Annotated in this window: 24 protein-coding genes and 1 other RNA gene; 17 read left to right on the top strand and 8 right to left on the bottom strand. The window is 60.0% G+C overall.

The features are described from left to right. Positions 1 to 13: 13 nt before the first annotated feature. Together dinG and G8764_RS12620 are read right to left on the bottom strand one after the other, a co-directional pair. The gene (gene dinG, locus G8764_RS12625) at positions 14 to 2,140 is read right to left on the bottom strand and encodes an ATP-dependent DNA helicase DinG (RefSeq protein WP_166164991.1); all 2,127 of its coding nucleotides are present in this window, start codon (positions 2,138 to 2,140) and stop codon (positions 14 to 16) included. Positions 2,141 to 2,321: 181 nt separating this feature from the next. After that, complete coding sequence (locus tag G8764_RS12620) at positions 2,322 to 3,290, bottom strand: polyprenyl synthetase family protein (protein WP_166164990.1); 969 nt, start codon at positions 3,288 to 3,290, stop codon at positions 2,322 to 2,324. 359 nt (positions 3,291 to 3,649) lie between these two features. Between G8764_RS12620 and rplU the strand changes: the two genes are divergently transcribed. The 5 genes from rplU to G8764_RS12595 all read left to right on the top strand — a co-directional run bounded on the left by rplU (position 3,650) and on the right by G8764_RS12595 (position 7,837). Next, entirely contained in the window at positions 3,650 to 3,961 is a 312-nt protein-coding gene (gene rplU / locus G8764_RS12615) for a 50S ribosomal protein L21 (RefSeq protein WP_166164989.1), read from the top strand. Positions 3,962 to 3,979: 18 nt separating this feature from the next. After that, the gene (gene rpmA, locus G8764_RS12610; protein ID WP_166164988.1) at positions 3,980 to 4,237 is read left to right on the top strand and encodes a 50S ribosomal protein L27; all 258 of its coding nucleotides are present in this window, start codon (positions 3,980 to 3,982) and stop codon (positions 4,235 to 4,237) included. A gap of 194 nt (positions 4,238 to 4,431) precedes the next feature. Further along, complete coding sequence (gene cgtA, locus G8764_RS12605) at positions 4,432 to 5,637, top strand: Obg family GTPase CgtA (RefSeq protein ID WP_166164987.1); 1,206 nt, start codon at positions 4,432 to 4,434, stop codon at positions 5,635 to 5,637. 11 nt (positions 5,638 to 5,648) lie between these two features. Then, on the top strand, positions 5,649 to 6,770 hold the full coding sequence (proB, locus tag G8764_RS12600) for a glutamate 5-kinase (RefSeq protein WP_207951855.1): 1,122 nt from the start codon (positions 5,649 to 5,651) through the stop codon (positions 6,768 to 6,770). Positions 6,771 to 6,784: 14 nt separating this feature from the next. Further along, positions 6,785 to 7,837, top strand: coding sequence for a pyridoxal phosphate-dependent aminotransferase (locus G8764_RS12595; RefSeq protein ID WP_166164986.1), 1,053 nt, complete (start codon positions 6,785 to 6,787; stop codon positions 7,835 to 7,837). Between the two features lie 106 nt (positions 7,838 to 7,943). Here G8764_RS12595 and rpsT read toward each other — a convergent pair whose 3' ends face one another. After that, on the bottom strand, positions 7,944 to 8,210 hold the full coding sequence (rpsT, locus tag G8764_RS12590; protein ID WP_166164985.1) for a 30S ribosomal protein S20: 267 nt from the start codon (positions 8,208 to 8,210) through the stop codon (positions 7,944 to 7,946). 274 nt (positions 8,211 to 8,484) lie between these two features. Further along, a complete protein-coding gene (locus G8764_RS12585) occupies positions 8,485 to 8,841 on the bottom strand; it encodes a HopJ type III effector protein (RefSeq protein ID WP_166164984.1) in 357 nt (118 codons plus the stop codon). A gap of 278 nt (positions 8,842 to 9,119) precedes the next feature. Between G8764_RS12585 and G8764_RS12580 the strand changes: the two genes are divergently transcribed. Together G8764_RS12580 and G8764_RS12575 are read left to right on the top strand one after the other, a co-directional pair. After that, on the top strand, positions 9,120 to 9,548 hold the full coding sequence (locus G8764_RS12580; protein ID WP_166164983.1) for a biopolymer transporter ExbD: 429 nt from the start codon (positions 9,120 to 9,122) through the stop codon (positions 9,546 to 9,548). Between the two features lie 249 nt (positions 9,549 to 9,797). Further along, a complete protein-coding gene (locus tag G8764_RS12575; protein WP_166164982.1) occupies positions 9,798 to 10,025 on the top strand; it encodes an acetyltransferase in 228 nt (75 codons plus the stop codon). 63 nt (positions 10,026 to 10,088) lie between these two features. Here G8764_RS12575 and G8764_RS12570 read toward each other — a convergent pair whose 3' ends face one another. From G8764_RS12570 to G8764_RS12555, 4 genes are read right to left on the bottom strand one after another with little or no spacing between them, the layout of a single operon-like run. Further along, the gene (locus G8764_RS12570) at positions 10,089 to 10,664 is read right to left on the bottom strand and encodes a BON domain-containing protein (protein ID WP_166164981.1); all 576 of its coding nucleotides are present in this window, start codon (positions 10,662 to 10,664) and stop codon (positions 10,089 to 10,091) included. Continuing rightward, positions 10,661 to 11,248 carry an SIS domain-containing protein gene (locus tag G8764_RS12565; protein WP_166164980.1) on the bottom strand — a complete coding sequence of 196 codons (588 nt, stop codon included), beginning with the start codon at positions 11,246 to 11,248 and terminating at the stop codon, positions 10,661 to 10,663. The genes G8764_RS12570 and G8764_RS12565 overlap by 4 nt, the downstream gene beginning before the upstream one ends. A 48-nt stretch (positions 11,249 to 11,296) precedes the next feature. Next, entirely contained in the window at positions 11,297 to 11,674 is a 378-nt protein-coding gene (locus G8764_RS12560; protein WP_166164979.1) for a YraN family protein, read from the bottom strand. Positions 11,675 to 11,707: 33 nt separating this feature from the next. After that, complete coding sequence (locus G8764_RS12555) at positions 11,708 to 13,579, bottom strand: penicillin-binding protein activator (RefSeq protein WP_166164978.1); 1,872 nt, start codon at positions 13,577 to 13,579, stop codon at positions 11,708 to 11,710. 69 nt (positions 13,580 to 13,648) lie between these two features. Here G8764_RS12555 and rsmI point away from each other — a divergent pair, with 69 nt between their 5' ends. The 10 genes from rsmI (at position 13,649) to mraY (ending at position 26,259) form a co-directional block, all read left to right on the top strand. After that, on the top strand, positions 13,649 to 14,488 hold the full coding sequence (gene rsmI / locus G8764_RS12550) for a 16S rRNA (cytidine(1402)-2'-O)-methyltransferase (protein ID WP_166164977.1): 840 nt from the start codon (positions 13,649 to 13,651) through the stop codon (positions 14,486 to 14,488). A 388-nt stretch (positions 14,489 to 14,876) separates the two neighbouring features. After that, positions 14,877 to 17,291: a TonB-dependent receptor gene (locus G8764_RS12545; protein ID WP_166164976.1), complete on the top strand. Its 2,415-nt coding sequence runs from the start codon at positions 14,877 to 14,879 to the stop codon at positions 17,289 to 17,291. 122 nt (positions 17,292 to 17,413) lie between these two features. Beyond that, positions 17,414 to 17,778: RNase P RNA component class A (gene rnpB, locus G8764_RS12540), an RNA gene on the top strand. A 968-nt stretch (positions 17,779 to 18,746) separates the two neighbouring features. Then, entirely contained in the window at positions 18,747 to 19,202 is a 456-nt protein-coding gene (mraZ, locus tag G8764_RS12535; protein ID WP_166164975.1) for a division/cell wall cluster transcriptional repressor MraZ, read from the top strand. Positions 19,203 to 19,211: 9 nt separating this feature from the next. Beyond that, positions 19,212 to 20,141: a 16S rRNA (cytosine(1402)-N(4))-methyltransferase RsmH gene (gene rsmH, locus G8764_RS12530; protein ID WP_166164974.1), complete on the top strand. Its 930-nt coding sequence runs from the start codon at positions 19,212 to 19,214 to the stop codon at positions 20,139 to 20,141. A gap of 18 nt (positions 20,142 to 20,159) precedes the next feature. Then, positions 20,160 to 20,444 (top strand): cell division protein FtsL, encoded by a 285-nt coding sequence (ftsL, locus tag G8764_RS12525; protein WP_166164973.1) that lies wholly within the window; start codon positions 20,160 to 20,162, stop codon positions 20,442 to 20,444. Then, positions 20,441 to 22,198 carry a peptidoglycan D,D-transpeptidase FtsI family protein gene (locus G8764_RS12520; protein ID WP_166164972.1) on the top strand — a complete coding sequence of 586 codons (1,758 nt, stop codon included), beginning with the start codon at positions 20,441 to 20,443 and terminating at the stop codon, positions 22,196 to 22,198. The genes ftsL and G8764_RS12520 overlap by 4 nt, the downstream gene beginning before the upstream one ends. Continuing rightward, positions 22,198 to 23,769 carry a UDP-N-acetylmuramoyl-L-alanyl-D-glutamate--2,6-diaminopimelate ligase gene (locus tag G8764_RS12515; RefSeq protein WP_166165044.1) on the top strand — a complete coding sequence of 524 codons (1,572 nt, stop codon included), beginning with the start codon at positions 22,198 to 22,200 and terminating at the stop codon, positions 23,767 to 23,769. Before G8764_RS12520 ends, G8764_RS12515 begins: the two co-directional genes overlap by 1 nt. Further along, a complete protein-coding gene (locus G8764_RS12510; RefSeq protein ID WP_166164971.1) occupies positions 23,762 to 25,177 on the top strand; it encodes a UDP-N-acetylmuramoyl-tripeptide--D-alanyl-D-alanine ligase in 1,416 nt (471 codons plus the stop codon). The genes G8764_RS12515 and G8764_RS12510 overlap by 8 nt, the downstream gene beginning before the upstream one ends. Continuing rightward, positions 25,177 to 26,259 carry a phospho-N-acetylmuramoyl-pentapeptide-transferase gene (gene mraY / locus G8764_RS12505; RefSeq protein WP_166164970.1) on the top strand — a complete coding sequence of 361 codons (1,083 nt, stop codon included), beginning with the start codon at positions 25,177 to 25,179 and terminating at the stop codon, positions 26,257 to 26,259. Before G8764_RS12510 ends, mraY begins: the two co-directional genes overlap by 1 nt. The last annotated feature ends 7 nt before the right edge of the window (positions 26,260 to 26,266 follow it).

The raw sequence follows: 26,266 nt of genomic DNA, 5'->3' as shown, positions 1-26,266 counted from the left end.
TCCCGGGCGGCGCTCAGCGAATATCCTGGCGAAACGGCGGCAGGGAGTTGAGGATCGCCTTGCCGTAGCGACGGGTGACAATGCGGCGGTCGAGCAGGGTGACCGTGCCTCGATCGCTCTCGCAACGCAACAGGCGGCCGCAGGCTTGCACCAGCTTGATGGCGGCGTCCGGCACGGTAATTTCCATAAACGCATTGCCGCCGCGATCCTCGATCCACTCTGCCAGTGAAGCCTCCACCGGGTCGTCGGGCACCGCAAACGGAATCTTGGCGATCACTACGTGGCTGCAGTAGTCGCCGGGCAGGTCGACGCCTTCGGCAAAGCTGGCGAGGCCGAAGATGATGCTGCCGTCCCCCTGGTCGATACGCTGCCGGTGTTCGTCGATGAGCGCCTGCTTGGAGCGGTCGCCCTGCACCAGCACCTGGCTTTTCCAGTCCATGGGCAAATTGTCGAACACTTCCAGCATCTGCCGGCGGGAGGAGAACAACACCAGGCTGCCGGCATTGATGTCGAGTATTTCTGGCAGGGTGGTGACCAGCGCCTGGGTGTGGGCGGCGGCGTTACCGGCGTCCACGGCCTGGGGCGGCACTTGCAGGGTGGCGGCGTTGGTGAAATCAAACGGGCTCGGCACCACCTGGTAGAGACTGTCGGCGGGGGTGCCGGCACGCATCTGGAAGCGGCCGAAGTTGCCCAGCGCGGTCAGGGTGGCGGACGTGACCACCGCGCCGCAGCATGCGTTCCAGAGGCCGTGCTCCAGGGTGCGGGCGGCGAGTATGGGGCTGGAACAGACTTCGAAATCGAGGTTGCCGCCCTGTTCTACCAGGGTAAACCAGCGCGCCCGGGGGGGAGCACCTTTAGCGTCTGGCTGGGTATAGCTGGCCCACAGTTCACGATTGGCCTCGGCCCGGGATTGCCAGGTGCCGATTACCGGGTAGGCGCTTTCCAGGTCGACTTTTGGCACGGGGCAGTGGGACTCTTCCATGGCCTGGTTGATCTCTTCGGTGAGTTTGCCGAGCAGTTCGGCCAGGCGGTCGAAGGCCCGCTTGACCTCCAGGCTGGCGCGCTGCATGGGGTCCGGTATAACGCCGTGTTGAAAGCGGTAGCGCGGCGCCTGCTCCTGTACGTCGATCTGGTCGGCCAGGCTTTGGAATATGGGGATGATCTGGTCCAGTTGCTGTTTGGCGTCCAGCAGGGCCGCCGGTACCTGTTCGCCAAAGCGGTCCACCTGGCCGGCACCGCTGATCTGGGCCAGCAGGCCGCTGAACGGTTTTTGGCTCTGCTCCAGCCATTTGCTGGTGGCCAACAGGCGGCTGTGGTGGGCGAAATGGTTGAGGGCCTTGTCCGGCAGGTGGTGGCCCTCGTCGAAGATATAGATGGTGTCTTCCGGGGCTGGCAGGATGGCGCCGCCGCCCAGGGCCAGGTCGGCCAGCACCAGGTCGTGATTGGTGACGATGCAATCCACATTGCCGAGGTTGTCCCGGGCCCGCATAAAACTGCAGGCGGAGACGTTGGCGCAGCGGCGGCCGGTGCACTGGCGGTGGTCGGTGGTGACCCGCTGCCAGTCCTCGTCGTCGACCCCGGCACTCCAGCTGTCGCGGTCGCCGTTCCACTGGTTGGCGGCCATGGCATCCATCATCGATTGGTAGATCTTGACCCCCTGTTCGCTCACCTGGGGCATTTCGTCCTCGTACAGGGCGCGGGTGGGGTCGGCGGCGAAATCGACCTCGCCCAGCAGGCGGTCGAGTTTCGACAGGCACAGGTAGCGGCCGCGACCCTTGGCCAGGGTGACCTTGAATTGCAGGCCGCTGTGGCGCAGGATCTCGGGGATGTCCTTGTTGATGATTTGTTCCTGCAGCGCCACGGTGGCGGTAGACACCACCAGTTTTTTGCCCAGCGCCTTGGCGATGGGCAGCGCGGCGAGCAGGTAGGCGACGGTTTTGCCGGTGCCGGTACCCGCTTCCACCACGCAGATGTGGCCGCTGCTGTCGCGCTCACCTTCGTCGTTTAGCTGGATGGTGCCGAGGGTCTTGGCGATCTCGGCAATCATCAGTTTCTGGCCGTAGCGGGCTTTCAGCTCCTTGTTGTTGAGGAATTCGCTGTAAGCGCCCTGGATGGTTTTTTTCAATTGATCGGTGAGCATCTGGTCCCGGGCTTCGGTCGCCTTGTTTAGCCAAACTGTCTGGCTATGATAGCAGTGCCGCAGGCGCAATAGGCACGGTTAACAAGCAGTTTTCTCCACTGTGCGGTTTTTATTGCCGCAAAGGCATAAATAGGTACCAATTAGTGTCCTGCAAAACCCGCGGCTTATAGAAGGGTTGCGGTTAGTAGCTGCGGCTGATGGAAAACTCTGCCAGTTCAGCCATTGCCTGGCGAAACCTGTTGTCGGGCAGGAACTGCAGTTGCGCCAGCGCCAGGTCGGCCTGGTCGCGAGCCAGTTTGCCGGTGTAGGTGAGTGCACCGGTGGCCTGGACAATGCTGACCACTTCCTGCAGCTGTTCGGCAGCGCAATTGCGAATGGCGTCGGCCACCACCTGCGCCTGGGTGTCGCTGCCCTCGCGCATGGCATAAATCAGCGGCAGGGTCGGTTTGCCCTCGGCCAGGTCGTCACCGACGTTTTTGCCCAGCTCGGCGGAGTCGCCCTCATAGTCGAGCACATCGTCCACCAGCTGGAACGCCAGCCCCAGGTGATAGCCGTATTGTTTCAGTGCCTGGCGCTGTGCGGCGCTGGCCCCGGCCAGTACCGCTGTGGTTTCGCAGGCGGCCTCAAACAGGGCGGCGGTTTTCTTGTAGATCACCTGCAGGTAGTTGGCCTCGCTAACCTTCGGATTCTTGACGTTCACCAGTTGCTGTACTTCACCCTCGGAAATGGTGTTGGTGGTGTTGGACAGGATGCGCATGATCTCCATATCGCCAATGGCCACCATCATCTGGAAGGCGCGGGAGTAGAGAAAATCCCCCACCAGCACGCTGGGTGCATTGCCCCACTTGGCATTGGCGGTCAGGCGGCCGCGGCGCATATTGGAGATGTCCACCACGTCGTCGTGCAGCAGGGTGGCGGTGTGGATAAACTCGATAATGGCGGCCAGGTTGAGGTGCTGGCTGCCGCGCTCCGGATAGCCCAGGGCATTGGCGCTGAGCAGGGCCAGCAGCGGGCGCAGGCGTTTGCCACCGGCTTCCACCAGGTAGTGACCGATGTTTTCCACCAGCTCGACGTCGGAATGAAGCTGTTCAATGATCAGCTGATTAACGGCGTTGAAGTCGTCTTCAACTGCTTTATGAAAAGGCAACATAGGTGGGGTAACACAGTTCTGGGGTGGATGATGGACCGGGGCTCAGTCTGCCGGGGCTTATTGTCGGGGCTCGGGCTCTTGAAGCGCATGCTAGGGGTCCCCGTAAACCCTGTCAAGCTGGCACGTAATCCCGTCTCTTTAGCTTGCAGTGCGGGGGTGATTGCCGTAGAATCCGTGCCCCTGCCAGTGCTGGGTCCGTCTGTTGGCTTGATTTTACGACGGCTCGGGCAGCGAGTGAATAGCCGCTGACCGCTGGTATTAAACATTGTTATTAATTAAACGACGCAAGCTTGGTGCAAATGCGCTGGTTCCAGAAGGCGCTGCTTCGTGTCGTCCAATACGTGAATTGGAGCAAATGAATGTACGCTGTTATTAAGAGCGGTGGCAAGCAGCATCGCGTGGTTGAGGGTGAAACCCTGAAACTGGAAAAGCTTGAAGTAGCCACTGGCGAATCTATCGACTTCGACGAAGTGCTGATGGTTGCCAATGGTGAAGAGATCAAAATTGGTGCGCCAGTTGTTGCCGGTGCCAAGGTGACCGCCGAGGTGGTTAGCCACGGTCGCGGAGACAAGGTGAAAATCATCAAGTTTCGTCGCCGCAAGCATTCTATGAAGCGCCAAGGTCACCGTCAGTGGTACACCGAGGTGAAAATCACTGGTATTCAAGGTTAATTCAGGGGAGTTTGACTCATGGCTCATAAAAAAGCTGGTGGTAGTACTCGTAACGGTCGCGACTCAGAGAGTAAGCGATTGGGTGTAAAGCGCTTCGGCGGTCAAAACGTTGTTGCGGGCAATATTCTTGTGCGTCAGCGTGGCACCAGGTTTCACGCGGGTGAAAATGTAGGTATTGGCAAGGATCACACTCTGTTCGCAAAGTCTGACGGCGTTGTGAAGTTCGAAGTGAAAGGCGCCAAAAATCGCAAGTTTATCAGCATCGTTGCTGCCTGATTGCGGTTGCGGGCCTTCGGGCCTGCGCCTGTCGGAAGACAAGAAAAGCCCTGTCGATCGCGATGGGGCTTTTTTGTTTGCGCTGGCGTAATCTGTGCGGAATAGCTGGACGTGCCGCACACTGTTTTTTGTTTTAGCTGGTGATTTGGGTTGGGGTGCAGCCTGCATTGGTGATTGATTGTTGGAGATAGCTCATGAAGTTTGTTGATGAAGCCCCTATTTTTGTTGCTGCGGGCAACGGCGGTAATGGCTGCATGAGCTTTTGGCGGGAGAAGTTTGTCGCCAAGGGCGGGCCCGACGGCGGTGACGGCGGCGACGGTGGCAGTGTCTACCTGGAGGCCGACAGCGAGCTCAATACCCTGGTCGATTACCGCTACCAGCCCAAGTATCGGGCCGAAAACGGCCAGTCGGGTCGGGGCGCCAATTGTACCGGTGCCCGCGGCGCGGACGTGATCCTGAAGGTGCCGGTCGGCACCACTGTGCTGGATGTGGATACCGATGAAAAGCTGGGCGACCTGACGCAGCCGGGGCAGCGCCTGATGGTGGCGCGTGGCGGTTTTCACGGCATCGGCAACGCCCGCTTCAAGTCCAGCGTCAATCGCGCGCCGCGCCAGACCAAGCCGGGTCAGCCCGGCGAAGAGCGCAATTTAAAGCTGGAGTTGCGGGTGCTGGCGGACGTGGGGCTGCTGGGGCTGCCCAACGCTGGCAAGAGCACCTTTATCCGCTCGGTGTCCGCGGCCAAGCCGAAAGTGGCGGATTACCCTTTTACCACCCTGGTGCCGAACCTGGGGGTGGTCAAGGTGCAGGCTCACCGCAGCTTTGTGGTGGCGGATATCCCCGGTTTGATCGAGGGTGCGTCCGAAGGGGCCGGCCTCGGCATCCGCTTCCTTAAACACCTGACCCGCTGTCGCCTGTTGTTGCACCTGGTGGACATGTTCCCCTATGACGGCACCGAGCCGGCGGAGAACGCCCGCACCATTATCGAAGAGCTGGAAAAATTCTCCCCCACCCTGGCGGGTCGGGAGCGCTGGCTGGTATTGAACAAGGTGGATATGCTGCCGCCGGATGAGGTGGAGCAGCGCTGCCAGGAGGTGGTGAAAGCGCTGGGCTGGACTGGCCCCGTGTTCTCCATTTCGGCCCTTAACAAGCAGGGCACCAATGAGTTGTGTGGCAAGATTATGGCGCAGCTGGAAAGCCGCCGCGAGGCCGAAGCGCAGGATCCGGAGTTGCAGGAGGCCGAGCGCGAGTTGCAAGAGGCCATGCAGGAGGAGGCGCGCGAGCGTATTGAAGAGTTGCGCGCCAGGCACCGGGCGCAGCGGCGTGCGGCACGGGGCGCGGACGATGATGACGATGACTTCGATGACGACGATTACGATGTCGAGTATGAGTATGTACCCTAGGGGCTAGGCGGATGAGTGTGCGGGAAAAATTGCCGCTCACCAGTCGGTGGGTGGTGAAGATCGGCAGTGCCCTGTTGACCAATAATGGCCAGGGCCTGGATCTGGCGGCGATCGCCGGATGGGTCGAGCAGATGGTGAATTTGCAGCGCCAGGAGGTGGAGCTGGTGCTGGTGTCTTCCGGCGCGGTGGCGGCCGGTATGAACCGGCTCGGCTGGGTGGAGCGGCCCGATTCGATTCACGAGTTACAGGCTGCCGCTGCCGTGGGGCAGACCGGGTTGGTGCAGGCTTACGAGCAGGAGTTTCAAAAGTACGGCTTGAATACCGCCCAGGTACTGCTCGACCACGACGATCTCTCCAATCGCCAGCGCTACCTGAATGCGCGCTCAACCCTGAAAACCCTGAATCGGCTGAATGTGATTCCGGTGGTCAACGAGAACGATACGGTGGTCACCGATGAGATCCGGTTTGGCGATAACGACAGTCTGGCGGCGCTGGTGGCCAACCTGGTGGAGGCTGAGGTGCTGGTGATCCTCACGGATCAGGACGGCATGTACTCGGCGGACCCGCGCACGGATCCCGACGCGCGCCTGATTGTCGAGGCCCGCGCCAGTGATGCCTCGCTGGACGCCAAGGCCGGTGGCGGTGGCAAGCTGGGGCGCGGCGGCATGATTACCAAGGTGCGCGCGGCGCGGCTGGCGGCGCGCTCGGGAGCGCACACCGTCATTGTCGGTGGGCGGCTGGAAAATGTGCTCGGCCGCATTCGCACGGGCGAGCCGCTGGGTACCCTGCTGAGTGCCGATCAGCCGCCGCAAACAGCGCGCAAGCGCTGGCTGGCCGGGCACCTGCAGGTGCGTGGCCGGCTGGTGCTGGACGAGGGTGCGGTGCGGGTTTTGCGCCAGCAGGGCAAAAGCCTGTTGCCGGTCGGGGTGCGCTCGGTCGGCGGGGATTTCAATCGCGGTGATATGGTCGCCTGCGTCGATGCCAATGGCCTGGAGGTGGCGCGTGGGCTGGTCAATTACAGTGTGCAGGAGTCGCGCCGCATTATCGGTCGTCCCAGTGAGGAGATCGAGGCGCGGCTGGGGTATGTGGATGAGCGGGAGTTGATCCACCGTGACAATCTGGTGATTTTGTAGCGGGTGTTTTCTGGATGAGCATATTTAAACAGCACATTGATGCTATGTCGGCTTACAAGCCACCGCTCGAGGGGCGCGATCCAAAGGCGTACACGCTGCTGGACTTTAACGAGCGCACCATCGATGTGGCGGAGCATATCAAGGCCGCGCTGAAGGCGCTGGTGGACAGTGGTCGGCTGCAGATGTACCCGTCCTACGGCGATATCACCAGCCGCATTGCGGCCTACAGCGGTGTGGATGAAGACCAGGTGATGATCACCAATGGCTCCGACCACGGCATCGATTTGATTATCCGCTCAGCGGCCCAGGCCGGCGACGAGATTATAATCCCGGGCCCCACGTTTGCCATGTACAGTCAGTGTGCGCGCATCGAAAACCTGGTGATGATTGAGCCGCGCTACACTCGGGAGGGTGGTTATCCGGTGGCAGAGGTCATCGCTGCCGTTAGCGGCAAGACCAGGGTGATCGTGATCTCCAACCCCAATAACCCCTGCGGCACGCTGGTGGCACCGGCGGATATTTTACGCATTGCCAGGGCGGCGCCGGCGGCGGCTATCCTGGTGGACGAGTGTTATTTTGAATACAGCAAGACCACGGTGGCCGACTGTATAGCTGACTACCCCAACCTGGTTATCACGCGCACCTTTTCCAAGACCTGGGGGCTGCCCTCCATTCGTCTCGGCTATATATTGAGTGCAGCGGACAATATCCTGGCGTTGCTGAATGTGCGCGGGCCCTACGATATCAACCAGTTTGCGGTGGCAGCGGTAACTGCGGCGTTGGAGAAGCCGGAGTTGTCGCTCAGTTATGTGGATGAGGTAATGACCGTCTCCAAGCCTATGCTGGAAGCGTTTCTGGTGGCCCGGGGAGTGGATTTCTGGCCCAGCGCGGCCAACTACTTGTGGATCTTTCCCGCCCGCCCGGAGCAGGTCGACAAGGCGTTGGTGGCGAGCCGAATCCTGGTGCGCCCGAAAGTGGATGCCGATGGTCGGCCGGGGCTGCGCATAACCCTGGGTACCCGCGCGCAAACCGAGCGCCTGATTGCGGTGCTGGCATCGGTGCTTTAGGGGCGATATGAGGGTGGCTGTTGAGGCAACAAAAAAACCGGCGTGAGCCGGTTTTTTTTGTTTGATCGCCGGGCGGCGCAATGCCCCCCGGTCGCTGCGACAGATGTTAGGCGGCGAGGGCCTTGATCTGGGCATTCAGGCGGCTCTTGTGACGAGCGGCCTTGTTTTTGTGCATGATGCCTTTGTCGGCGATGCGATCAATGACCGGTACGGCGGCGTTATAGGCTGCCTTGGCGGTCTCGGCGTCACCTGCTTCAATGGCGGCAACTACTTTCTTGATGTAGGTGCGCGCCATGGAGCGCAGGCTGGCGTTGTGCTTGCGAGCCTGTTCACTTTGACGCGCGCGTTTTTTTGCTTGGGGTGAATTGGCCACCGTGTTGCTCCTATAGCTCTACTGTGAGTCCCCACTGCCTGTATCCAGGTGTTCAGGGCTCGGACGTTCAGATTCGGGTGTAAATCAGGACGCGACATTATGCGGTTTTATTTGCTGATGTCAACCGCGGCGAGGCCTGGCGACTGATTTATTTGTACTGGCTGCACCCGGCTCGGGCCCTGGGGCGGTTTTTGGTGTCTGTGTGGCTTGGCCCCGGCCGGGTTGCTGCATTGAAATTGCTGGGTTGAGGTGCCGCCGCCGCGGTATCAGGCCATCACTGCTGTGCTGCTTTTGGGCTCAGGGGCGGGTATTCGAATTGCACGCCGTCCCAGCCGGTCTGCATAAAATTGCGGATGTTCTGGTGGTTGCTGGCGTCGGGCTGGCCCAGCACCTCGTCGCGATAGTAGCGACCAAAGCAGGCCAGGGTTTGCGCCGGGTTGAGCTGCTGCAGGCTGGCAAATGCCAGCAGTTTGCAGGAGCCCTGGTTTTGCTCCGCGGTGTTGTGCAATTCACCGTTGTGGAAAGCGGTAGGGGTGAAGTTGTAGTGGCTGTCGATAAGCTTGATGGTGTCCTCAAAGTCAATGCTTGTCGGGTCGCTGTCCAGTCTGGTCAAAAAGTGTTCGAGCTTCATTCTGTTACCTTTTGTTACGTGAAAAAGTTTCCTAATGACACAAAAAAGTTGCTGTTTGGTGACGTTTCCGGGGTTTAAATACGAGCTAGTGTCTTTCAATATTTTAGCTGTTAAGATGCAGCGCTCCAGTGGTTTATTCTCATTTGCGAACTTTTGTCAGCGCAAAGTGATGACAGGGTGTAGCGAAATAAAACAGGCCAGGCGGCATTATCGTGAAGCCCGGTGCCGTTAAACCCAGTGCCGTTAAGCAAGTAGTATTCAAAAGAGGTGGTTTAAACGTGAGACGTAGAAAGAACAGCGGTTCCGAAGAGGACAACAGCGAAATCGACCTGACCCCCATGCTGGATGTGGTGTTCATTATGTTGATTTTCTTCATTGTGACGGCGTCATTTGTGAAAGAGTCGACCATTGACGTGAATGTGCCGCCCAAGGAAGAGAATCCGCCGCCCCCGACCGATGACGACAACGCTGCTATCGTGGTCAGGGTGTTGGCCAATAACGAAATCTGGATGGAAGACCGCCGCATTGATGTGCGCGCGGTGCGCGCCAACATCGAGCGGATTCACGCCGAGAAGCCCAAGGCGCCCGTGGTAATCAAGGCCGACGCGGCCTCCCACGCCAAGGTGTTTGTGGCAGTGGCCGATGCCGCCCGGGAAGCCAATGTTTACAACGTCTCCCTGTTGGCGCCGGAGAAGAAGAAGCAATAGCCGACTGCAATGCAGGTCTGTGCAAACAAAAAAGCCCGGTTTACACCGGGCTTTTTTCTGCGCCGGGCTTTTCCCTGGCTCCTCGCCAGCGCTTGTCAGTGCGATCAATTAGGCGTTTAATCCTGACTAGGCGTTTAATCGTGAGGTCAATCTGCTGCCGGTAACCCTGGCTCGCGGCAGAGGTAGTCTGTACTCGTCGGGCGGTTTAACGGGCGCCTGGATCCCGGATCAACAATCTGCGAGGCAATTATGTTCCTGAACGAAAAGAGCAGTGGTCATTTGGTGGAAGTGCTGAGTTTGGGCGACCTGTTCAACCCCTTCGACGAGGAGCTGGCGGGCCGTTATCACTACGGCGAAGAAATGCAGGACCCGGAAAAATTCAAGAAAAAGGATTTGGAGTTTCTCTCCGGCGAGCGCTTGCCGCGCTGCTGGACCGACCCCCATTATCGCGATGGGGAAGTGAAAAAAGCGCTTTGACGGCCGGACGAGTCGCGCCGGTTTGCGCCGGCCACTCGATCCGCCCCAGCGGCGGGCGTCGGCCTAGTCAATATACTCCACTGCCTTAACCACTTTCTGCACCCCGCCAATGGTGCTGACCACTTCGGCAGCGCGCTCCGCTTCTACCCGCGACAGCAGGCCGAGCAGGTACACTACCCCCGCTTCAGTGACCACCTTGATGCGACCGCTGTCGATATCCCGGTGAGCCAGGAAGGTGGTTTTTACCTTGGTGGTCAGCCAGCTGTCGTTGGTGCGCGCCAGCAGTGAGGTCTTGCCCTGCACCTGGATTTCATTGAAGACCTGGCGCACCGTGTGAATACGCTGGACCGTCTCGCCGGCCTTGTTGCGCAAGCTGTTGCTCGGTACCTGGCCAGTCAGCAAGATAATGCCGTTATAGGCAACCACCGAAATATGGGATTCTTTCAGCGCCGGGCTGGCCTTGTTGATATTGACCTTGGCAATGGTTTCCAGTTGCTGGTCGTCGATAAAGGCGCCCAGGGTGCGCTTGCCCTTGTCGATCTCGATGGGCTCTTCGTGGGTGGCTTCCAGCACGGTGGCGCAGCCGAGGCTGGCGAGTATAAAGCCGAGCAGAAGTTGGCGCAGCAGCAGTTTGGTCATTCTTCAAGTCCGAATAGTTGTTGGTCAATCAGGTCGCAAATACAGAATATGCTCAGCAGGTGAATTTCGTGCACGCGGGTTACCGACTCCACCGGGACCCGGATCTCCAGGTCATTGGCCTCCAGCACCGAGGCGATGTGCCCCCCCTTGTTGCCCAGCAGGGTGATGACGCTCATGTCCCGCTCGTGGGCTGCAGCGGCGGCCTGGATCAGGTTGTTGGGCTTGCCGCTGGCGCTGATCAGTACCAGGCAATCGCCGGGCTGGCCGAGGGCGCGAATCTGCTTGGCGAAAATCTCGCTGAAACTGTAGTCATTGGTGATGGCGGTGAGCGCGGTGACGTCGGTGCCGAGGGCAATGGCTGGCAGGCTGGGGCGCTCCCTTTCAAAGCGGTTGCACAAATTGGCGCTGAGAATCTGGCTCTTGGCATTGGAGACGCCGTTACCGGCGGTGATGATCTTGCCGCCGTTGAGCAGCGAATGCACCATCATTTCGCTGGCTTCACACAGCAGGGGGGCCAGGTACTCACCGGCCTGCATCTTGGCCTCGATGCTCTCGTGAAAAAGTTCGATTACTCTCTGTTCCATAACTCTCTTGTTCCTGTCGCCGCTGCACTGTGAATAGCCACTGCAGTGCTATCCGGCAGCAAAGGCATTGGTGATCCATTCGATGGTGTTGCTATCGCCTTCAATGGCGATGACATCGAAGCGGCTGGGTAAACGCTCGGAGTCCTTGTCTTGCAACAGGTAAAATTGGGCTGTTTTAATCAGCTTTTGCTGTTTGCGGAAATCCACGCTCTCCACCGCTGAGCCAAAAGCCCTGCTTTTGCGGTAGCGAACCTCGACAAAAACCCGGGTGTCGCCGTGCTGCATGACCAGGTCAATTTCACCCAGTTTGCATTGGAAGTTGCGCACCAGCAGCTTCAGACCCTGCTGTAACAGGTATTGTTCCGCCAGTCGCTCTTTTTGATCCCCTTTGCGCCGTGGGCTGGGGCGCTGTGTCTTTCTGGGCATGAGGTCCTGTCGGGTTGTGGTGGCGGTGGGGCGTCAATCGTGGCTGACCAGCATGGGCAGCGGGCGGGCGCTGCCGTTGACGATTTCGGCCCACACCTGGTCGCGTTCGATGCGGCGCTGGGGCGACAGGCTGAGCGAGCCGGTGCTGCCATAAAAGCGCGCCAGCGGTGACTGTTCCAGCTGCTGCAGGCGCGGGTAGAGGTGGAAGCTGTCGATCCCCAGGGCGTAGAGTCGCTGATAGGACGGGGCCGGATTGACCGTGGCTTGAATGGCGCGTTTCTCCGGGCTGGACTTGTCGAAATACCAGGGCAGGGTGGAAAACTTGATGCCGTTCAGGTCGCGGTCGCCTTTGCCGTCTTCGTCGCCGTCGAAGATATAGCTGGTGGCGAATACCGGCAACTGGCTGGCGTAGTGAAAGGCCAGGGTGGGGTTGATCTGGCGCGCCTCCTGGGAACGGGCTACAAGGAAGAGCATGTCGATATCCTGGCGCCGGCGGGGTTCAAACTCCAGGTTGCGGTTGAGCAGCCCGCGCATGGCTTTGGCTCGCTCCTCGCTCTGGTTAATGTGCAGGGCGCGACTGATCAGTTCGGAGAAATTTTCCCGTTCGCGAAAGCGGTGGTCCGCCACTACCGTGCCGCCCAGGGCTTGCCAGCTGTCGCGGAAGGTGTCGGCGCCGCGGCCGCTCCAGTCACTGTCGGCGGCCAGAATCATGGCGCTGCGGTGCCCTTCGATCCAGGCTCGCTGGGCGGTCTGGCGCGCCTCATCCTCCACCGCGAGGCCAAACTGGTAGAGACCCGGGGGCGGCTCTGAGCCGTTGTCGGTATAGTTGACTGCCAGGGTCGGCACCGGCAATGTATCCAGTTTGCTGAGCAGTTCGACGTTGGCTTTATCGAGCGGGCCGATGACCAGCTCTGCCCCTTCGTCCACGGCCTGCTGGTAAGTGGCGAGAATGTCGCCCTGGGATGAGTCGTAGGTTTTGATTAGCGGGACCTTGCTCTGCTGCAGGCGCGCTTGGTAGTAGGCGGCCAGGAATCCGTCCCGCACGGCATTGCCGGCTTTTTCCAGCCGGCCCTGCTGCGGTAACAGCAGCGCCACTCGCTGCGGGCGCTCGGCCAGCAGGCGCTGCAGCAGCTGCAGGTCCTTGGGCAGGCGCACACTGGCCGGGTGCCGGGGCCACTGGCTGCGCCACATATTTACCTGGGCCAGTTGTTTTTCCATGTTGGACTGGTTGTTTTTACTGATCAGGGCGAGACTGAACCAGCCCTGCAGTTCGGGTTTTTTGCTCTCCCGGCTGAGTTGTTCCAGCCGCGCCGGGGAGAGGGTCATCAACGATTGCCAGAGGTTGTCCTGGTTGCTCAGGGCCCGGGGTGATTCCGGCTCCAGCAGGGCCTGCAGCTGCAGGCGTTCATTGATGCTGGTTTCGGTTTCCCCCAGCAGCATAAAGACATCGGCGCGGCGCTGGCGCAGGGTGACCTGTTGCTCGAGGTCCAGCGATTGCCACTGTCGATCGAGGCGGGGGTTGGTTAGAATGCGCTCGGCGAGAAAATAGGCGTCGTCAAGCAGGGCGATATCGCTAAACAGCAGCGTGTATTGGATATACTGGCGGCTGTTCAGTGAGCTCGCATCGATGCCTTGCAGCAGGGTGCTGGCCCGTTTGTTCCTGCCCTGGGTCTGCAGCAGCTCGGCGGCCTCCAGCAGCAGGCTTGCTTTTTGTGGCGAAGTGCTGGTCTTGGCTTCGGCTAGCAGGCGATTGATTTCGGCTTGCGGGTTGGCGGATGGCGCGGGCTCTTGCACTGGCAGGGTTTCCTGGCCGGCGCAGGCGACCAGGCCGAGGACCAATAGGGTGCTCAGCAGTGTTGGCAATAACAACCGGGAGTGCCGGCTGCGCGGTATTGGAAATATCATGATTTGCGGACCCCAAACACACCGTTTAACAGATGTGATCCTATTGATCACCAGCAGGAAAACCCCACTATGACAGAGCCAACGCTCTACGTCGTCGCAACCCCGATCGGTAATTTGCGCGATATGGTACCGCGAGCCGTCGAGGTTCTACAAACGGTAGATGTTATTGCTGCGGAAGATACCCGCCACAGTGCCCGCTTGCTGGAACATTTCCAGGTGACAACCCGGCTGCTGGCCTACCACGACCACAGTGATGAACAGCAGGTGGAGTACCTGGCGGGTCTGTTGCAGTCGGGGCAATCCCTGGCGCTGATCTCCGACGCCGGCACGCCGCTGGTGTCCGATCCGGGCTACCGGCTGGTCAACCGGGTGCGGCAACTGGGCATCCGGGTGGTGCCCATACCCGGAGCCTGCGCCCTGATCGCGGCGCTCAGTGCCTCCGGCCTGCCGTCCGATCGCTTTGCCTTCGAGGGGTTTCTGCCGGCTAAAAGCGGGCAGCGCTGTAATCGCTTGCAGCCTCTGGCAGCGGAGGAGCGCACCCTGATCTTTTACGAGGCGCCACACCGTATCGCCGCTAGCCTGGCCGATATGGCGGCGGTATTTGGAGCTGGGCGGGAAGCGGTACTGGCGCGGGAACTGACCAAGACCTTTGAGACCATCGCCGGTGGCTCGCTGGTCGAGCTGCAGCAATTTGTCGAGGCCGATGCCAATCAGCGCAAAGGCGAGATGGTAGTGATCGTGCGCGGTAAAGTCCGCGCCGCGGAGCGCACCCTGGACGCCGAGGCCGAGCGGGTAATGTCGATCCTGCTGCGCCAGTTGTCGGTCAAGCAGGCCAGTGAGCTGGGGGCGGAGATTACCGGTCTGAAGAAAAAAGCCCTCTATCAGTGGGCGCTGGAGCAGCGGCAGTAGGCGCGGGTCTCACCGCGGCTGCCAATAGAGTATTGCTGTTGTTCTCTGGCCAGTGTTGCCGCCCTTTTAAATATGGTGCGAAAGTCTCCCTGTTGGCACACAACACATCTCGCCTGAAGGTCGCGTATGACAGCCCGTAAAAAGGTGCCGTTAAGGGAGGGTAAAGGCACGTACTTAAGCGAATCATATTGCCGGCCGCTTGCTTATACTAAAAAAGCCTAACAAACCACCTTAAAGTATTACATTAAAAACCCCGGTTAAATTGTGGTTGTCAGCGGCAAGCTTTTGGACAACACTTGGCTTAAGGGTTATCCATACGCCCTGCCAAAAAATAAAGCCATACCTGTCTTATATAATGATAAACAAAAATAACTACAGGAGTTAGACAATGAGCCGAACAGCGATCCCTTGCCTGTTATTGCCCACAGTAATGGCCACGGCAGTTGGCCTGTCAGTACCGCTGCACGCGGAAACTTATATGCTCGAAGAGGTTATAGTCACAGCCCAGAAGCGGGAGGAAGGCTTGATGGAGGTGCCGATCTCCATTAACGCGGTCAGCGGCGAAAAAATGGACGATGCCGGTATCACCAATCTGGAGGGCATGACCGCCTATGTGCCCAACCTGACCATGAATCAAACCGGTATTGGTACGATTATCGCCATCCGCGGTATCAGTTCAGGTATCAACCAGGGCTTTGAACAATCGGTCGGTCAATATGTGGATGGTGTCTACTACGGACGAGCGCAATTGGCGCGGGCTCCGTTTATGGATTTGGCTCGGGTAGAGGTCTTGCGCGGGCCGCAGGGCATACTGTTCGGTAAAAACAGCATCGCCGGCGCGATTGGCATGCACACCGCCAAGCCCACGGATGAATTTGAGGGCAGTCTTTCGGCCCTCTATGAGCCGGACCACGGCGAGACGGATTTACGCCTGATACTGTCCGGCCCGCTCAGTGAGACCCTGGCGGGTCGCCTGGCGGTGCTGGATCGCAGCATCGATGGCTACTATCAAAACACCACCCTGGGGCGGGATGAATCCGATGAGGAGGAGCGGGTGATACGCGGCCGTCTGCGCTGGACCCCAAACGATGACCTGGAGGTCAATCTAAAAGTCGAGGATGGCTCCTTCGATACCAAAGGCCGCTTTCTCGAAGTGGTCAATCCGGCCGGGCTGCTGCCCTACAGCACGGTATTGGCTGTCCTGACTGGTGGCGCCTACGTGCTGGAAACTGACCAGGACTTCCGGCGCCAGTCCAACGGCGACAGCAGCATCAACGACACTGAGAACGTGACGCTGAAAATTGACTATATGATCGGTGATTACCAGTGGACCTCGGTGACCGGGTATAACGCCTATGAGTACGCCGAGGTGTGCGATTGTGATTACGTCGGTGCGTCCGTGTTCCAGGCCACTTCGGGCGAGGAATTCGACCAGTTCAGCCAGGAGCTGCGCATCACCTCTCCGGCCGGCGAAACCCTGGAATATATTGCCGGCGTCTATTACCAGAGCAGCGATTTGAGCTTTCGCGATTCGCTCAATATTCCCACTGATTCGGTCCTGCTGCCGGCCTTTGCGGGTACTTTGGGGCAGTTGGGAATCAGTAATCCGGCGATCATCCTGAATTCATCCAGCAAGCGTAACTTCAAGCAGCAAACCGACCTGTGGTCAATGTTCGCCCAGGTGACCTGGAACATCAGCGATGCCACCCGTTTGACCTTTGGCGGTCGCTACACCGATGAAAGCAAACAGGCATCCCGGCGCCAGTTCCATGTGGATAGCAGCGGTGTGGTGCAGCCCGCCGGTACGGTGACCGATGAGCTGAACGTGATTTACGGCCTGTTTCGACTGGAACCCTACGATAAAGTCAGTGGCCAGCACAGCGAGACCGCCTTCACCCCACTCGTGACCTTGCAGCACCACCTCAATGACGATGTCATGCTCTACGCCACCTACACCACCGGCTTCAAATCCGGCGGCTTCGATGTGCGCTCCAACGCTCACCCGGATCCGGCGGTGGTGAACGCGCTGCGCTTCGGCAGGGATGCTCAGGGCAATGTTAGCATTCAAGATTTGCTGGGCGTATTTGAGTTCGAGGAAGAGGAGGCCGAGAGTATCGAGCTGGGCGGCAAGTTTACCCTCGCCGGTGGCGCAGCGGAGTTGAATGCGGCCATTTTCCGCACCAAGTACACCGATTTGCAAACCAGTCAGTTTGATGGCGCCATCGGCTTTAATGTCACCAACGCCGGGGCGGCCACCAGCCAGGGGGTTGAGCTGGACGGGCGCTGGCGACTGACACAGGGCCTGACCCTGTCGGGCTCCTTTGCCTACCTGGATTTCGAGTACGACAAGTTTCCCAATGCCGAGTGCTTTTTCGGCCAGAACCCCAACAGCGATAAGTCGCTGTATCCGCTTTTATGCGATGTGTCCGGTCAGCGGCGCGAGTACACCCCGGAATACCAGGCCAGCCTGAGTGCCGAGTACATCCATCCGGTTGGCGCCGACCTGGAGCTGACTACGGCATTTGACCTGATCTACAGCGATGACTATTTCGCCAGTGCCACCCTCGACCCCAACCTGGTGCAGGAATCTTTCACCAAGGTCAATGCCCGCATCGGGATCGGCGCCAACGATGGCAAGTGGGATCTGGCGCTGGTGGGCAAGAATCTCACCGACGAAGAGGTCGTGAGCTTTGGCAATACGACGCCGCTGGCCACCACCCTGACCCAGGGGAATGGCGCGGTCTACTACGCCTTCTACGATCGGCCGCGCAGTATTGCCCTGCAGGCCAGGCTCAGGTTCTAAACCGGTCAGGCTTCGGCCTTTAGCCCGGCGCCAGCGGCACTCCTTGTGGGGTTGATGCTGGCGCTTGGGGTTATTGACAATAACCCTTGCGGTTTGCAGGCCGGGTCTATAGTCTTGCCGCCGGAGTTGGTCAGGCAGTCGCCGCTCGGCGCATCTTTGGGTGCAATGGGGGGAGGAAAGTCCGGGCTCCACAGGGTAGAACGCCAGGTAACGCCTGGGGGGCGCGAGCCTACGGAAAGTGCAGCAGAGAGCAGACCGCCGATGGCCTCATCGAGGCACAGGTAAGGGTGAAAGGGTGCGGTAAGAGCGCACCGCGCAGCTGGTAACAGTCTGTGGCATGGTAAACCCCGTTCGGAGCAAGACCAAATAGGCCTTCTATGGTGCGACCCGCACTGAAGGCGGGTAGGTCGCTCGAGGCCAGTGGTGACGCTGGCCCTAGATGAATGACTGTCCACGACAGAACCCGGCTTATCGACCGACTCCAATTATGTTTCCAGCCCCCGCGATACGGGGGCGGGGGCATTCCCTCCTCCGTACAGGGGCAGTTTAGCCACCTGCATGTTGCGCGCTGCAACTACTGCAACTCATACCGCTCTAGTCAAGTTTCGGGTTAGCCTGGTGTCATGCCCAAACGGTGTATTATCAACTACCGTCATTCCCGCGTAGCGACGGCCCGCTGCCAAGAAAGCTTTAGGTTTCAAAGGATTAGTGGATCCCCGCCTGCGCGGGGATGACTTGTCAAAGAGGCCAATCAGGTCGGAAACGTGCAGTGGATCCCCGCCTGCGCGGGTATGACAAGAAACGGCGTTTCTGGACGGGCGCCGCCTTGACGGAAGGTTTCTGCCTGGGGCGCACTGTTGTGGGCATTACCCCCAGTTCATGGCTGCGGCAATAACAAGGCTGTTCCCATCACGAGGCTATTCCCATCACACGGCTGTTGCAATAAACAGCCCGGTTGCGGCAAGATAGGCGCCGCTGGCGTCGAAAGCCACAGGTAATGTCTGCAGTAACGACCACAGTAGTGGCCATGACAACGCAATACCGGTTCCGGTGGCTTATGTCATGAGTCTTGGTAATTGTGCGAGCTGTATGGACATACAGTAGCGAGTGGTGTTACGCTGTTGCCAGGTTTAGAGTTAGTGCTTTTTCCAGCCAGTTTCTGCCATTTTCCAGTGGCCAGGCTTCCGGTTAATCCCCCAGTATCCAGTAAATCCCCTGCACTTAATGTAATACTTTAAGTGTCTCTCTTATCGTCTTGTAATTTATCTTCTTTTTCTTTTTTTGGTGTTTTAGTTGCGGGCGTGGGCTGGCAACTTCGCCGCAGTTACCCGCCAGATAACGCCTTTTAGCCGCCTATTTCCTTGACTTTGCGGCCGCGACTCTTATAGTGGCAGTTGTGGTAAAAAGTGTATTTTTGTGTGTTTTTGTGGGTAATTCCTCTTGGGGTGGAAATAAGTGTATTCGGGCAGTCATTCTATCAGCATGGACGCCAAAGGGCGTATAGCGGTGCCGACGCGCGTCCGCGAATTGCTGATGGAAGAGTGCGAGGGGCGCATTGTTGTCACCGCGAACCCCGAAGCCGATGTGGCGGAGCGCTGCCTCTGGGTCTACCCGGAGAGCCAATGGGGTGAAATACAGCGCAAATTAGAAGAGTTACCCACCTTTAATAAGCTTGCCCGTCGTACCAAGCGGCTGTTGATTGGTCACGCCACCTCACTGGAGCTGGATGGCAATGGTCGGGTGCTGTTACCACCCACGCTGCGCACATACGCTGGCCTGGATAAAAAGCTAATGCTGGTTGGCCAGGGCAATAAGTTGGAGCTGTGGGCGGAAGAGCGCTGGCAGCTTTGGCTGGATGACGTCGGGGAGGATGAAGAAGTCCCGGCGGAAATGCTTTCCCTCACACTGTAGGTTGCGTCCATGTCAAATGAGCATGCAACAGTCCTCCTGAAGGAGGCCGTGACCGCCTTGGTATCGAATACCTCGGGCTTGTACGTGGACGGGACCTTTGGCCGGGGCGGGCACAGTCGCCACATTCTGGAGCATCTGTCGCCCGAGGGCCAGCTGCTGGCCATAGACAAGGACCCGCGCGCCATTACGGCGGGCGCAGAGCTGGCGGCGCTGGACCCGCGCTTCAGCATTCGCCACGGCTCGTTTGCCGAGCTGCAGGTAATGCTGGAGGCCAGTGGCCAGGCCGGCGCCGTGGACGGGATACTGGTGGATTTGGGGGTGTCATCGCCGCAGTTGGATGAGTCCGAGCGCGGCTTCAGCTTTCTGAACGACGGCCCACTGGATATGCGCATGGACTGCTCCGCTGGCATGAGTGCTGCCGACTGGGTCAACAGCGCCGGCGAAGATGAAATTGTGCACGTCCTGAAAGCCTATGGAGAGGAGCGCTTTGCGCGCCGCATGGCGCGGGCCATTGTGGCGGCCAGGCAGGTCGCGCCGATCCTGCGCACGGTGCAGCTGGCCAACCTGGTGGCTGAGGCCAACCCCGCCTGGGAGAAGGGCAAGCATCCGGCGACCCGTGCGTTCCAGGCGATTCGCATCAAGGTAAACAACGAGCTGGGTGACCTGGAAGATTTTCTCGACCAGGCGCTGGAGGTATTGAAGCCGGGCGGCCGTTTGGTGGTGATCAGCTTTCACTCGTTGGAAGACCGGTTGGTGAAACGCTTTATTCGCGATCAGGAGCGGGGCGCCAAAGTGCCTGCGGGCCTGCCGCTGATGGAGTCGCAAATGAACCGCCGGATGAAGTCACTGGGCAAGGCCATAAAAGCCAGCGCGGCGGAAGTGCAAATGAATGTCAGGGCGAGAAGCGCGATTATGCGCGTCGCCGAAAAAATACAATAACGGCTAACAGGCGAGGTTATGCGAGCAGGCGAAACTCCAAAATTGCCACTGTTAACCGGGCTCTTGTGGCTGCTGGTGATTATCAGCGCGCTGCTGGTAGTGCGCACCACGCACGAGGCCAGAACACAATTGAATTTGCTGGAAGTGAAAAAGCGCGAGGCCGCGGCTTTGCATGTGCAGTGGGGACAGTACCTGCTGGAGCAAAGCGCCTGGGCCTCGCTGGGGCGTATTGAAAAGGAAGCAACTGAGAAACTGAATATGGTATTGCCGCAAGGTGAGCAGCTGATCGTGGTGACCCCATGAGTGCAGTTCGCCGCCACCCGCAACCTGGATTGACAATAGCCCGCTGGCGCTTCTCGCTGGCGGTTTTGCTATTGGTGCTGCTGGCTGCCGCACTGCTTTGGCATGTCGCCCTGTTGCAGGTGGTGCCGGGCGAAGACCGCGGCTTCGAGTTCCTGCAATCCCAGGGCAATGCCCGCAGTGTGCGCGAAGAGATCATTCCGGCCCACCGCGGAGTGATCACCGATCGCAATGGCGAGCCGTTAGCGGTCAGCACCCCGGTGATCTCGCTGTGGGCCAATCCCGCCGAGTTTTCCGCCGAGAGCCCCTACACCGGTGCCCTGGCCAAGGCGCTGGGCTTGCGAGAAGTCGACCTGCGGAAAAAATTACAGCGCTACGCCGAGAAGGAGTTTGTCTATCTGCGTCGCAACCTGGCGCCCCAGGACGCGGAGCTGATCCTGGCGAACGGCTGGGAGGGCGTCTATGGTCGCACCGAGTACCAGCGCTTTTATCCCGCCGGTGAAGTGGCCGCCCACGTGGTGGGCTTTACCGATATCGACGAGTTGGGTCGCGAAGGGGTGGAGCTGGCCTTTGACCAGTGGCTGGTGGGGCAGCCGGGCTCGAAGCGGGTACTGAAGGACCGCAAGGGCAGGATCATCAAGGACGACGGGCTGGTCCGGGCGCCGGTGTCCGGCCGCGATGTGCAGCTCAGTATCGATCTGCGCATGCAGTACCTGGCCTACAAGGAACTCAAGCAGGCAGTGACCGAGCACCGGGCCCGCTCCGGCAGCCTGGTGATGCTGGACACGCGCAGCGGTGAAATCCTGGCGATGGTGAACCAGCCCTCCTACAACCCCAACAACCGCAGCGACGTCAAGTTGGCGGCACTGCGCAATCGGGCCGTGACCGACCAGATTGAGCCCGGTTCGACCATGAAGCCGCTGACCATCATGGCAGCACTGGAAACTGGCCGCTATCACCCGCATACCATCATCGATACCAATCCCGGCTGGATCCACCTGGACCGCAAGACCCTGGTGGACCCGATTAATTACGGGGTTATCGACCTGACCCGGGTGATCACCAAGTCGTCCCAGGTGGGCATCAGTAAAGTGGCGCTGGATCTGCCGCACGAGCAGATTCGGGAGATGTTTCTGCGTCTCGGGCTGGGGCAGGGCACCGCCATCGGCTTCCCTGGCGAAAGTGTGGGCCTGCTGCCCAATCGCCAGCGCTGGTCCCGCATCGAGCGCGCCAATTTCGCCTTTGGCTACGGCATGAGTGTCACTCCGTTGCAGCTGGCCCAGGCCTACGCGGTGGTGGCCAACCGGGGGATTAAAAAATCCGTGAGCCTGGTGCACCAGAGTGAACAGCCGGCCGGGCAGCGGGTGGTGGACAGTAAAGTGGCCAGCCAGGTGATCGATATGCTGAAAACTGTTTTGCAGGCAGATGGCACCGCCAAGCGTGCCCAGATCGAGGCTTACCCGGCGGCGGGTAAAACCGGCACTGTGCACCGGGTCAGCAATGGCAGCTACGCAGCCGACAGCTACCGCGCCGTATTCGCCGGTATGGCTCCGGCCAGTGACCCGCGAGTCGCGGTGGTGGTGGTGATTGAAGAGCCGGGATCAGGCAAGTATTTTGGTGGGGACGTGGCGGCGCCGGTGTTCGCCAAGGTGGCTGAAGGAGCGCTGCGCCTGATGCATGTGCCGCCAGCGGCCACCGCGGAAAAAGCCGCCCTGGCAAAAGCCGTTAAACCTGCACAGCGGGGTCCGTTATCGTGATGCCTGAGTTCGCTGGAAAAAATGCAATCACCCTCGCCCAGCTCTTCCCGACCCGCGAGCTGGGCAAGTACGCCAGTTTGCCAGTGGGGCCACTGCGGCTGGATAGCCGCGAAGTAACCCCCGGCGATACCTTTATTGCGGTCACCGGCAGCAGTCGCGATGGCGCGTCTTTTATCGCCTCGGCAACCACCAATGGCGCCGCGCTGATCATCGCCGAGGGCAGCGATTTTATCATTGACGACTGTGGTGCCCTGCCTGTGGTCAGGGTGCCGCAACTGCGCCGCCAGATCAGCGAAATTGCTGCCCTCTGGTTCGGTCGGCCGTCGGCCCGGATGGATTTGATCGGCATCACGGGCACCAACGGTAAAACCACCTGTTGCCAGTGGTTGGCGCAGCTGTTGAACGGTATGGCGCTGGCGGCGCGGCCCCGCCGCGAGCGCAAGTCCCGCTCCGCGGCGGCCGTCAAGGCGGCCACCATTGGCACACTTGGTTATGGGCTGGTGGGCGATCGCCTGGCGGACACCGGCTTGACCACGCCGGACGCTGTCAGCGTGCAGGCGATTTTGGCGGAACTGCTGGCCGCGGGCGCCAACACGGTGGTGGCAGAGGTGTCCTCTCACAGTCTCGACCAGGACCGGGTCGCGGCGGTGGACTTCGACGCGGCGGTATTTACCAATATTGGGCGCGACCACCTGGATTATCACGGCAGCCTGGCCAACTATGTGGCGGCCAAGGCGAGGCTGATGAAGTTCAGCTCGCTGAAAGCGGCGGTGATTAACCTGGACGATCCCTACGCCCCGGATTTCCTCCAGCAGACCGGTGCCAATGTCACCACCATCAGCTATTCGATCGAGCGCGAAAGGGCCGATTTCAGCGCCCGCAAGATTCGCTACCACGCCAGTGGTACCGAGGCCAGGTTGCTCAGTCCGCAGGGCGAATTTGCCCTCGCGGTACCGATCTGGGGCGAGTTTAACCTGCGCAACCTGCTGGCGGTTTTAGCCGCCGGCTACGCCCTCGGTTACCCGGTGGCGGAACTGGTGAAGCGGCTCAATTCGATTCGCCCGGTGCCGGGGCGCCTCGAGTCGGTGGGCGTGGCAACTGATATCACCGTGTTAATCGATTACGCCCATACGGCCGATGCCCTGCAATCGGTACTGAGCGCCGTGCGCCAGCACATCAAGGGCAATGTCTGGTGTGTGTTTGGTTGCGGCGGCGACCGCGACAAGGGCAAGCGACCGCTGATGGCCCAGGTGGCCGAAGCCCTGGCGGATTACGTGGTGGTTACCAGTGACAACCCGCGCAGCGAAAACCCTACCACCATCATCGATGACATCGTCAGCGGTTTCCAGCGCCCGCAAGCGGTGCACCGGATCGAGGATCGCGAAACCGCCATTCGTTTCGCGGTGGAGCAGGCCGCGGCCGGGGATTGTGTGCTGCTGGCTGGCAAGGGGCACGAGGCCTACCAGTTGGTCGGCTCCAGACGCCTGCCGTTCAGCGATTCGGCGGTGGCGAGACTGGCCCTGCAGGTCCGGCCGGCGACAACGCGATTGTCCGGGGGGCACGATGATTAAGCCCATTAGCCTGGCCGAATTGGCGGCCCCCTTGCAGGCCCATATCTACGGCAGTCGCCCGGACAAGGTCAGCTTTACCCGCGTCAATACCGACAGCCGCAACTTGCAGGCCGGGGATCTGTTTGTGGCGCTGAAAGGCGAGCGCTTTGACGCTCACGACTATCTCCCGCAGGTGGTTGCTGCTGGCGCCTGCGGCCTGGTGGTGGAAGCGCGGGACAGCAGCATTCGCTGCCCGCAAGTGGTGGTGGCTGACACCACCCGGGCGCTGGGGCAAATTGCCGCCCTGAACCGGGATTTTTACGCCGGCCCGCTGGTGGCACTCACCGGCAGCAGTGGCAAGACCACCACCAAGGAAATGTTGGCCAAGGTATTGTCGGGCTGTGGTCGGGTGCATGTGACCGCCGGCAACCTCAACAATCATATCGGGGTCCCGAAAACCCTGTTGGCCATGAGCGCCGGCATCGACTACGCAGTGATTGAGATGGGAGCCAGTGGCCCTGGTGAGATCGCTTACCTGGCGGCCCTGGCGCGGCCCACTGTCGCCCTGGTCACCAACGTGATGGCGGCCCACATGCAGGGCTTTGGTTCACTGGCGGGCGTGGCGCGGGAGAAATCCAGTATTTATTTGCACCTGCAGCGCGGCGGCGTTGCCGTGCTCAATATCGATGTGCCCCAGGCCGGCGGCTGGATCAGAGAGCTGCAGGAGCAGCGTCCGGATATTCGCCGCCTGAGTTACTCCATGCGCGATGCCTCCGCCGATGTCAGCGCCACCGATATTCGCTTGTTGGACAGCGGGTGCTACCAGTTTCAGCTCAATACCGCCGCTGGCAGCGCGGCGGTGACCCTGCCGGTACTGGGCCGGCAGAACGTCGCCAATGCCCTGGCGGTAAGTGCTTGCAGCCTGGCGCTGGGGCTGTCGCTGGAGGCGATCGTGGCGGGACTGCAGTCCGTCGCAGCAGTACCGGGCCGCATGTACCCGCGGCGCGGCTTGCACGGCGCCCTGTTGATCGACGACAGCTACAACGCCAATCCGGGTTCAGTGATGGCGGCGGCAACCCTGCTGCAGGATTTCCAGCGCGCCGACCGCGATACCCTGCTGGTGCTGGGCGACCTGGCGGAGCTGGGTGATAACGCTGAGGCCACCCTGGCGGCCCTCGGCGCGGATATACAGACGCTGGGTTTGCCGCGCCTGGCAACCCTGGGAGACAACAGCAGTTTTATCGGGGAGGGCTTCAAGGCTCTCGCCGGCAGCGGGCAGACAGCCACTCATTTTTCAACGCGGGAAACGTTGATTGAATTTATCAAACAGCAGTTAACCAATAACAGTGTGGTGTTGGTGAAGGGGTCCAGAAGCGCGCGAATGGAAGGCGTTGTGCAGGCGATCGCCCCAAGTGGAGAGCATCAATAATGCTTTTGTGGCTAGCGGAATATCTGCAGCAATATATGTCGCTGTTCGCGGTATTCAAGTACCTGACCTTGCGCGGCATTCTCGGGGTACTGACCGCGCTGGCGATTTCACTGGTGCTGGGGCCGTGGATGATTCGCCGCCTCAACTACCTGCAAATCGGCCAGTCGGTACGCGACGATGGGCCGCAGTCACACCTGAGCAAATCGGGTACGCCGACCATGGGCGGCACCCTGATCCTGGCGGCGATATTTATCAGCGCCCTGCTTTGGTCGGACCTGTCCAATCGCTATGTGTGGGTGGTGCTGGTGGTGACCGCGATATTCGGTGCGGTGGGCTGGGTCGACGACTACCGCAAGGTGGTGGAGGCGAACTCCCGGGGGCTGCCGGCGCGCTGGAAATACTTTTGGCAGTCGGTGGCTGGCTTCGGCGCGGCGCTGTTTCTGTATTACACCTCGGTCAGCCCGGCCGAGACCCAGTTGATTGTGCCGTTCTTTAAGAGTGTGGCCCTGGATATGGGCCCGTTTTACATCCTGCTCACCTACCTGGTGATTGTTGGCTCCAGCAATGCGGTCAACCTCACCGACGGCCTCGACGGCCTGGCGATTATGCCTTCGGTGATGGTAGGTGGTGCGCTGGGCATGATCGCCTATTTGGTGGGCCACAGTGAATTCGCCGATTATCTGCACATTCCCTATGTCGCCGGCGCCGGCGAACTGATTGTATTTTGCGCCGCCCTGGGCGGGGCGGGGCTGGGCTTTCTCTGGTTTAACACCTACCCGGCGCAAGTATTTATGGGCGATGTCGGCGCGCTCGCGCTGGGTGCGGCGCTGGGTGTGATTGCGGTGATTGTGCGCCATGAAATCGTGTTTTTTATTATGGGCGGGGTTTTTGTGATGGAAACCGTGTCGGTGATCCTGCAGGTGGGCTCGTTCAAATTGACCGGCCGGCGCATCTTCCGCATGGCGCCCCTGCACCATCATTTTGAACTCAAGGGTTGGCCGGAGCCGCGGGTGATAGTCCGTTTCTGGATTATCACCGTCATGCTGGTGTTGTTTGGTTTAGCGACGTTGAAGTTGCGCTAATGAATAT

Source organism: Pseudomaricurvus alcaniphilus (genome assembly GCF_011440395.1).
Taxonomy (GTDB): Bacteria; Pseudomonadota; Gammaproteobacteria; order Pseudomonadales; family Cellvibrionaceae; genus Pseudomaricurvus; species Pseudomaricurvus alcaniphilus.
The sequence above is the reverse complement of the archived record's forward strand: the minus strand, read 5'-3'. Positions and strand labels throughout refer to the sequence as shown.

What these genes read in the sequence shown, in the direction of transcription:
- dinG (WP_166164991.1), bottom strand. Translation starts at nt 2,140, where the DNA reads ATGCTCACCGATCAATTGAAAAAAACCATCCAGGGCGCTTACAGCGAA.
- G8764_RS12620 (WP_166164990.1), bottom strand. Translation starts at nt 3,290, where the DNA reads ATGTTGCCTTTTCATAAAGCAGTTGAAGACGACTTCAACGCCGTTAAT.
- rplU (WP_166164989.1), top strand. Translation starts at nt 3,650, where the DNA reads ATGTACGCTGTTATTAAGAGCGGTGGCAAGCAGCATCGCGTGGTTGAG.
- rpmA (WP_166164988.1), top strand. Translation starts at nt 3,980, where the DNA reads ATGGCTCATAAAAAAGCTGGTGGTAGTACTCGTAACGGTCGCGACTCA.
- cgtA (WP_166164987.1), top strand. Translation starts at nt 4,432, where the DNA reads ATGAAGTTTGTTGATGAAGCCCCTATTTTTGTTGCTGCGGGCAACGGC.
- proB (WP_207951855.1), top strand. Translation starts at nt 5,649, where the DNA reads ATGAGTGTGCGGGAAAAATTGCCGCTCACCAGTCGGTGGGTGGTGAAG.
- G8764_RS12595 (WP_166164986.1), top strand. Translation starts at nt 6,785, where the DNA reads ATGAGCATATTTAAACAGCACATTGATGCTATGTCGGCTTACAAGCCA.
- G8764_RS12585 (WP_166164984.1), bottom strand. Translation starts at nt 8,841, where the DNA reads ATGAAGCTCGAACACTTTTTGACCAGACTGGACAGCGACCCGACAAGC.
- G8764_RS12575 (WP_166164982.1), top strand. Translation starts at nt 9,798, where the DNA reads ATGTTCCTGAACGAAAAGAGCAGTGGTCATTTGGTGGAAGTGCTGAGT.
- G8764_RS12570 (WP_166164981.1), bottom strand. Translation starts at nt 10,664, where the DNA reads ATGACCAAACTGCTGCTGCGCCAACTTCTGCTCGGCTTTATACTCGCC.
- G8764_RS12565 (WP_166164980.1), bottom strand. Translation starts at nt 11,248, where the DNA reads ATGGAACAGAGAGTAATCGAACTTTTTCACGAGAGCATCGAGGCCAAG.
- G8764_RS12560 (WP_166164979.1), bottom strand. Translation starts at nt 11,674, where the DNA reads ATGCCCAGAAAGACACAGCGCCCCAGCCCACGGCGCAAAGGGGATCAA.
- G8764_RS12555 (WP_166164978.1), bottom strand. Translation starts at nt 13,579, where the DNA reads ATGATATTTCCAATACCGCGCAGCCGGCACTCCCGGTTGTTATTGCCA.
- rsmI (WP_166164977.1), top strand. Translation starts at nt 13,649, where the DNA reads ATGACAGAGCCAACGCTCTACGTCGTCGCAACCCCGATCGGTAATTTG.
- G8764_RS12545 (WP_166164976.1), top strand. Translation starts at nt 14,877, where the DNA reads ATGAGCCGAACAGCGATCCCTTGCCTGTTATTGCCCACAGTAATGGCC.
- rsmH (WP_166164974.1), top strand. Translation starts at nt 19,212, where the DNA reads ATGTCAAATGAGCATGCAACAGTCCTCCTGAAGGAGGCCGTGACCGCC.
- ftsL (WP_166164973.1), top strand. Translation starts at nt 20,160, where the DNA reads ATGCGAGCAGGCGAAACTCCAAAATTGCCACTGTTAACCGGGCTCTTG.
- G8764_RS12520 (WP_166164972.1), top strand. Translation starts at nt 20,441, where the DNA reads ATGAGTGCAGTTCGCCGCCACCCGCAACCTGGATTGACAATAGCCCGC.
- G8764_RS12515 (WP_166165044.1), top strand. Translation starts at nt 22,198, where the DNA reads ATGCCTGAGTTCGCTGGAAAAAATGCAATCACCCTCGCCCAGCTCTTC.
- G8764_RS12510 (WP_166164971.1), top strand. Translation starts at nt 23,762, where the DNA reads ATGATTAAGCCCATTAGCCTGGCCGAATTGGCGGCCCCCTTGCAGGCC.
- mraY (WP_166164970.1), top strand. Translation starts at nt 25,177, where the DNA reads ATGCTTTTGTGGCTAGCGGAATATCTGCAGCAATATATGTCGCTGTTC.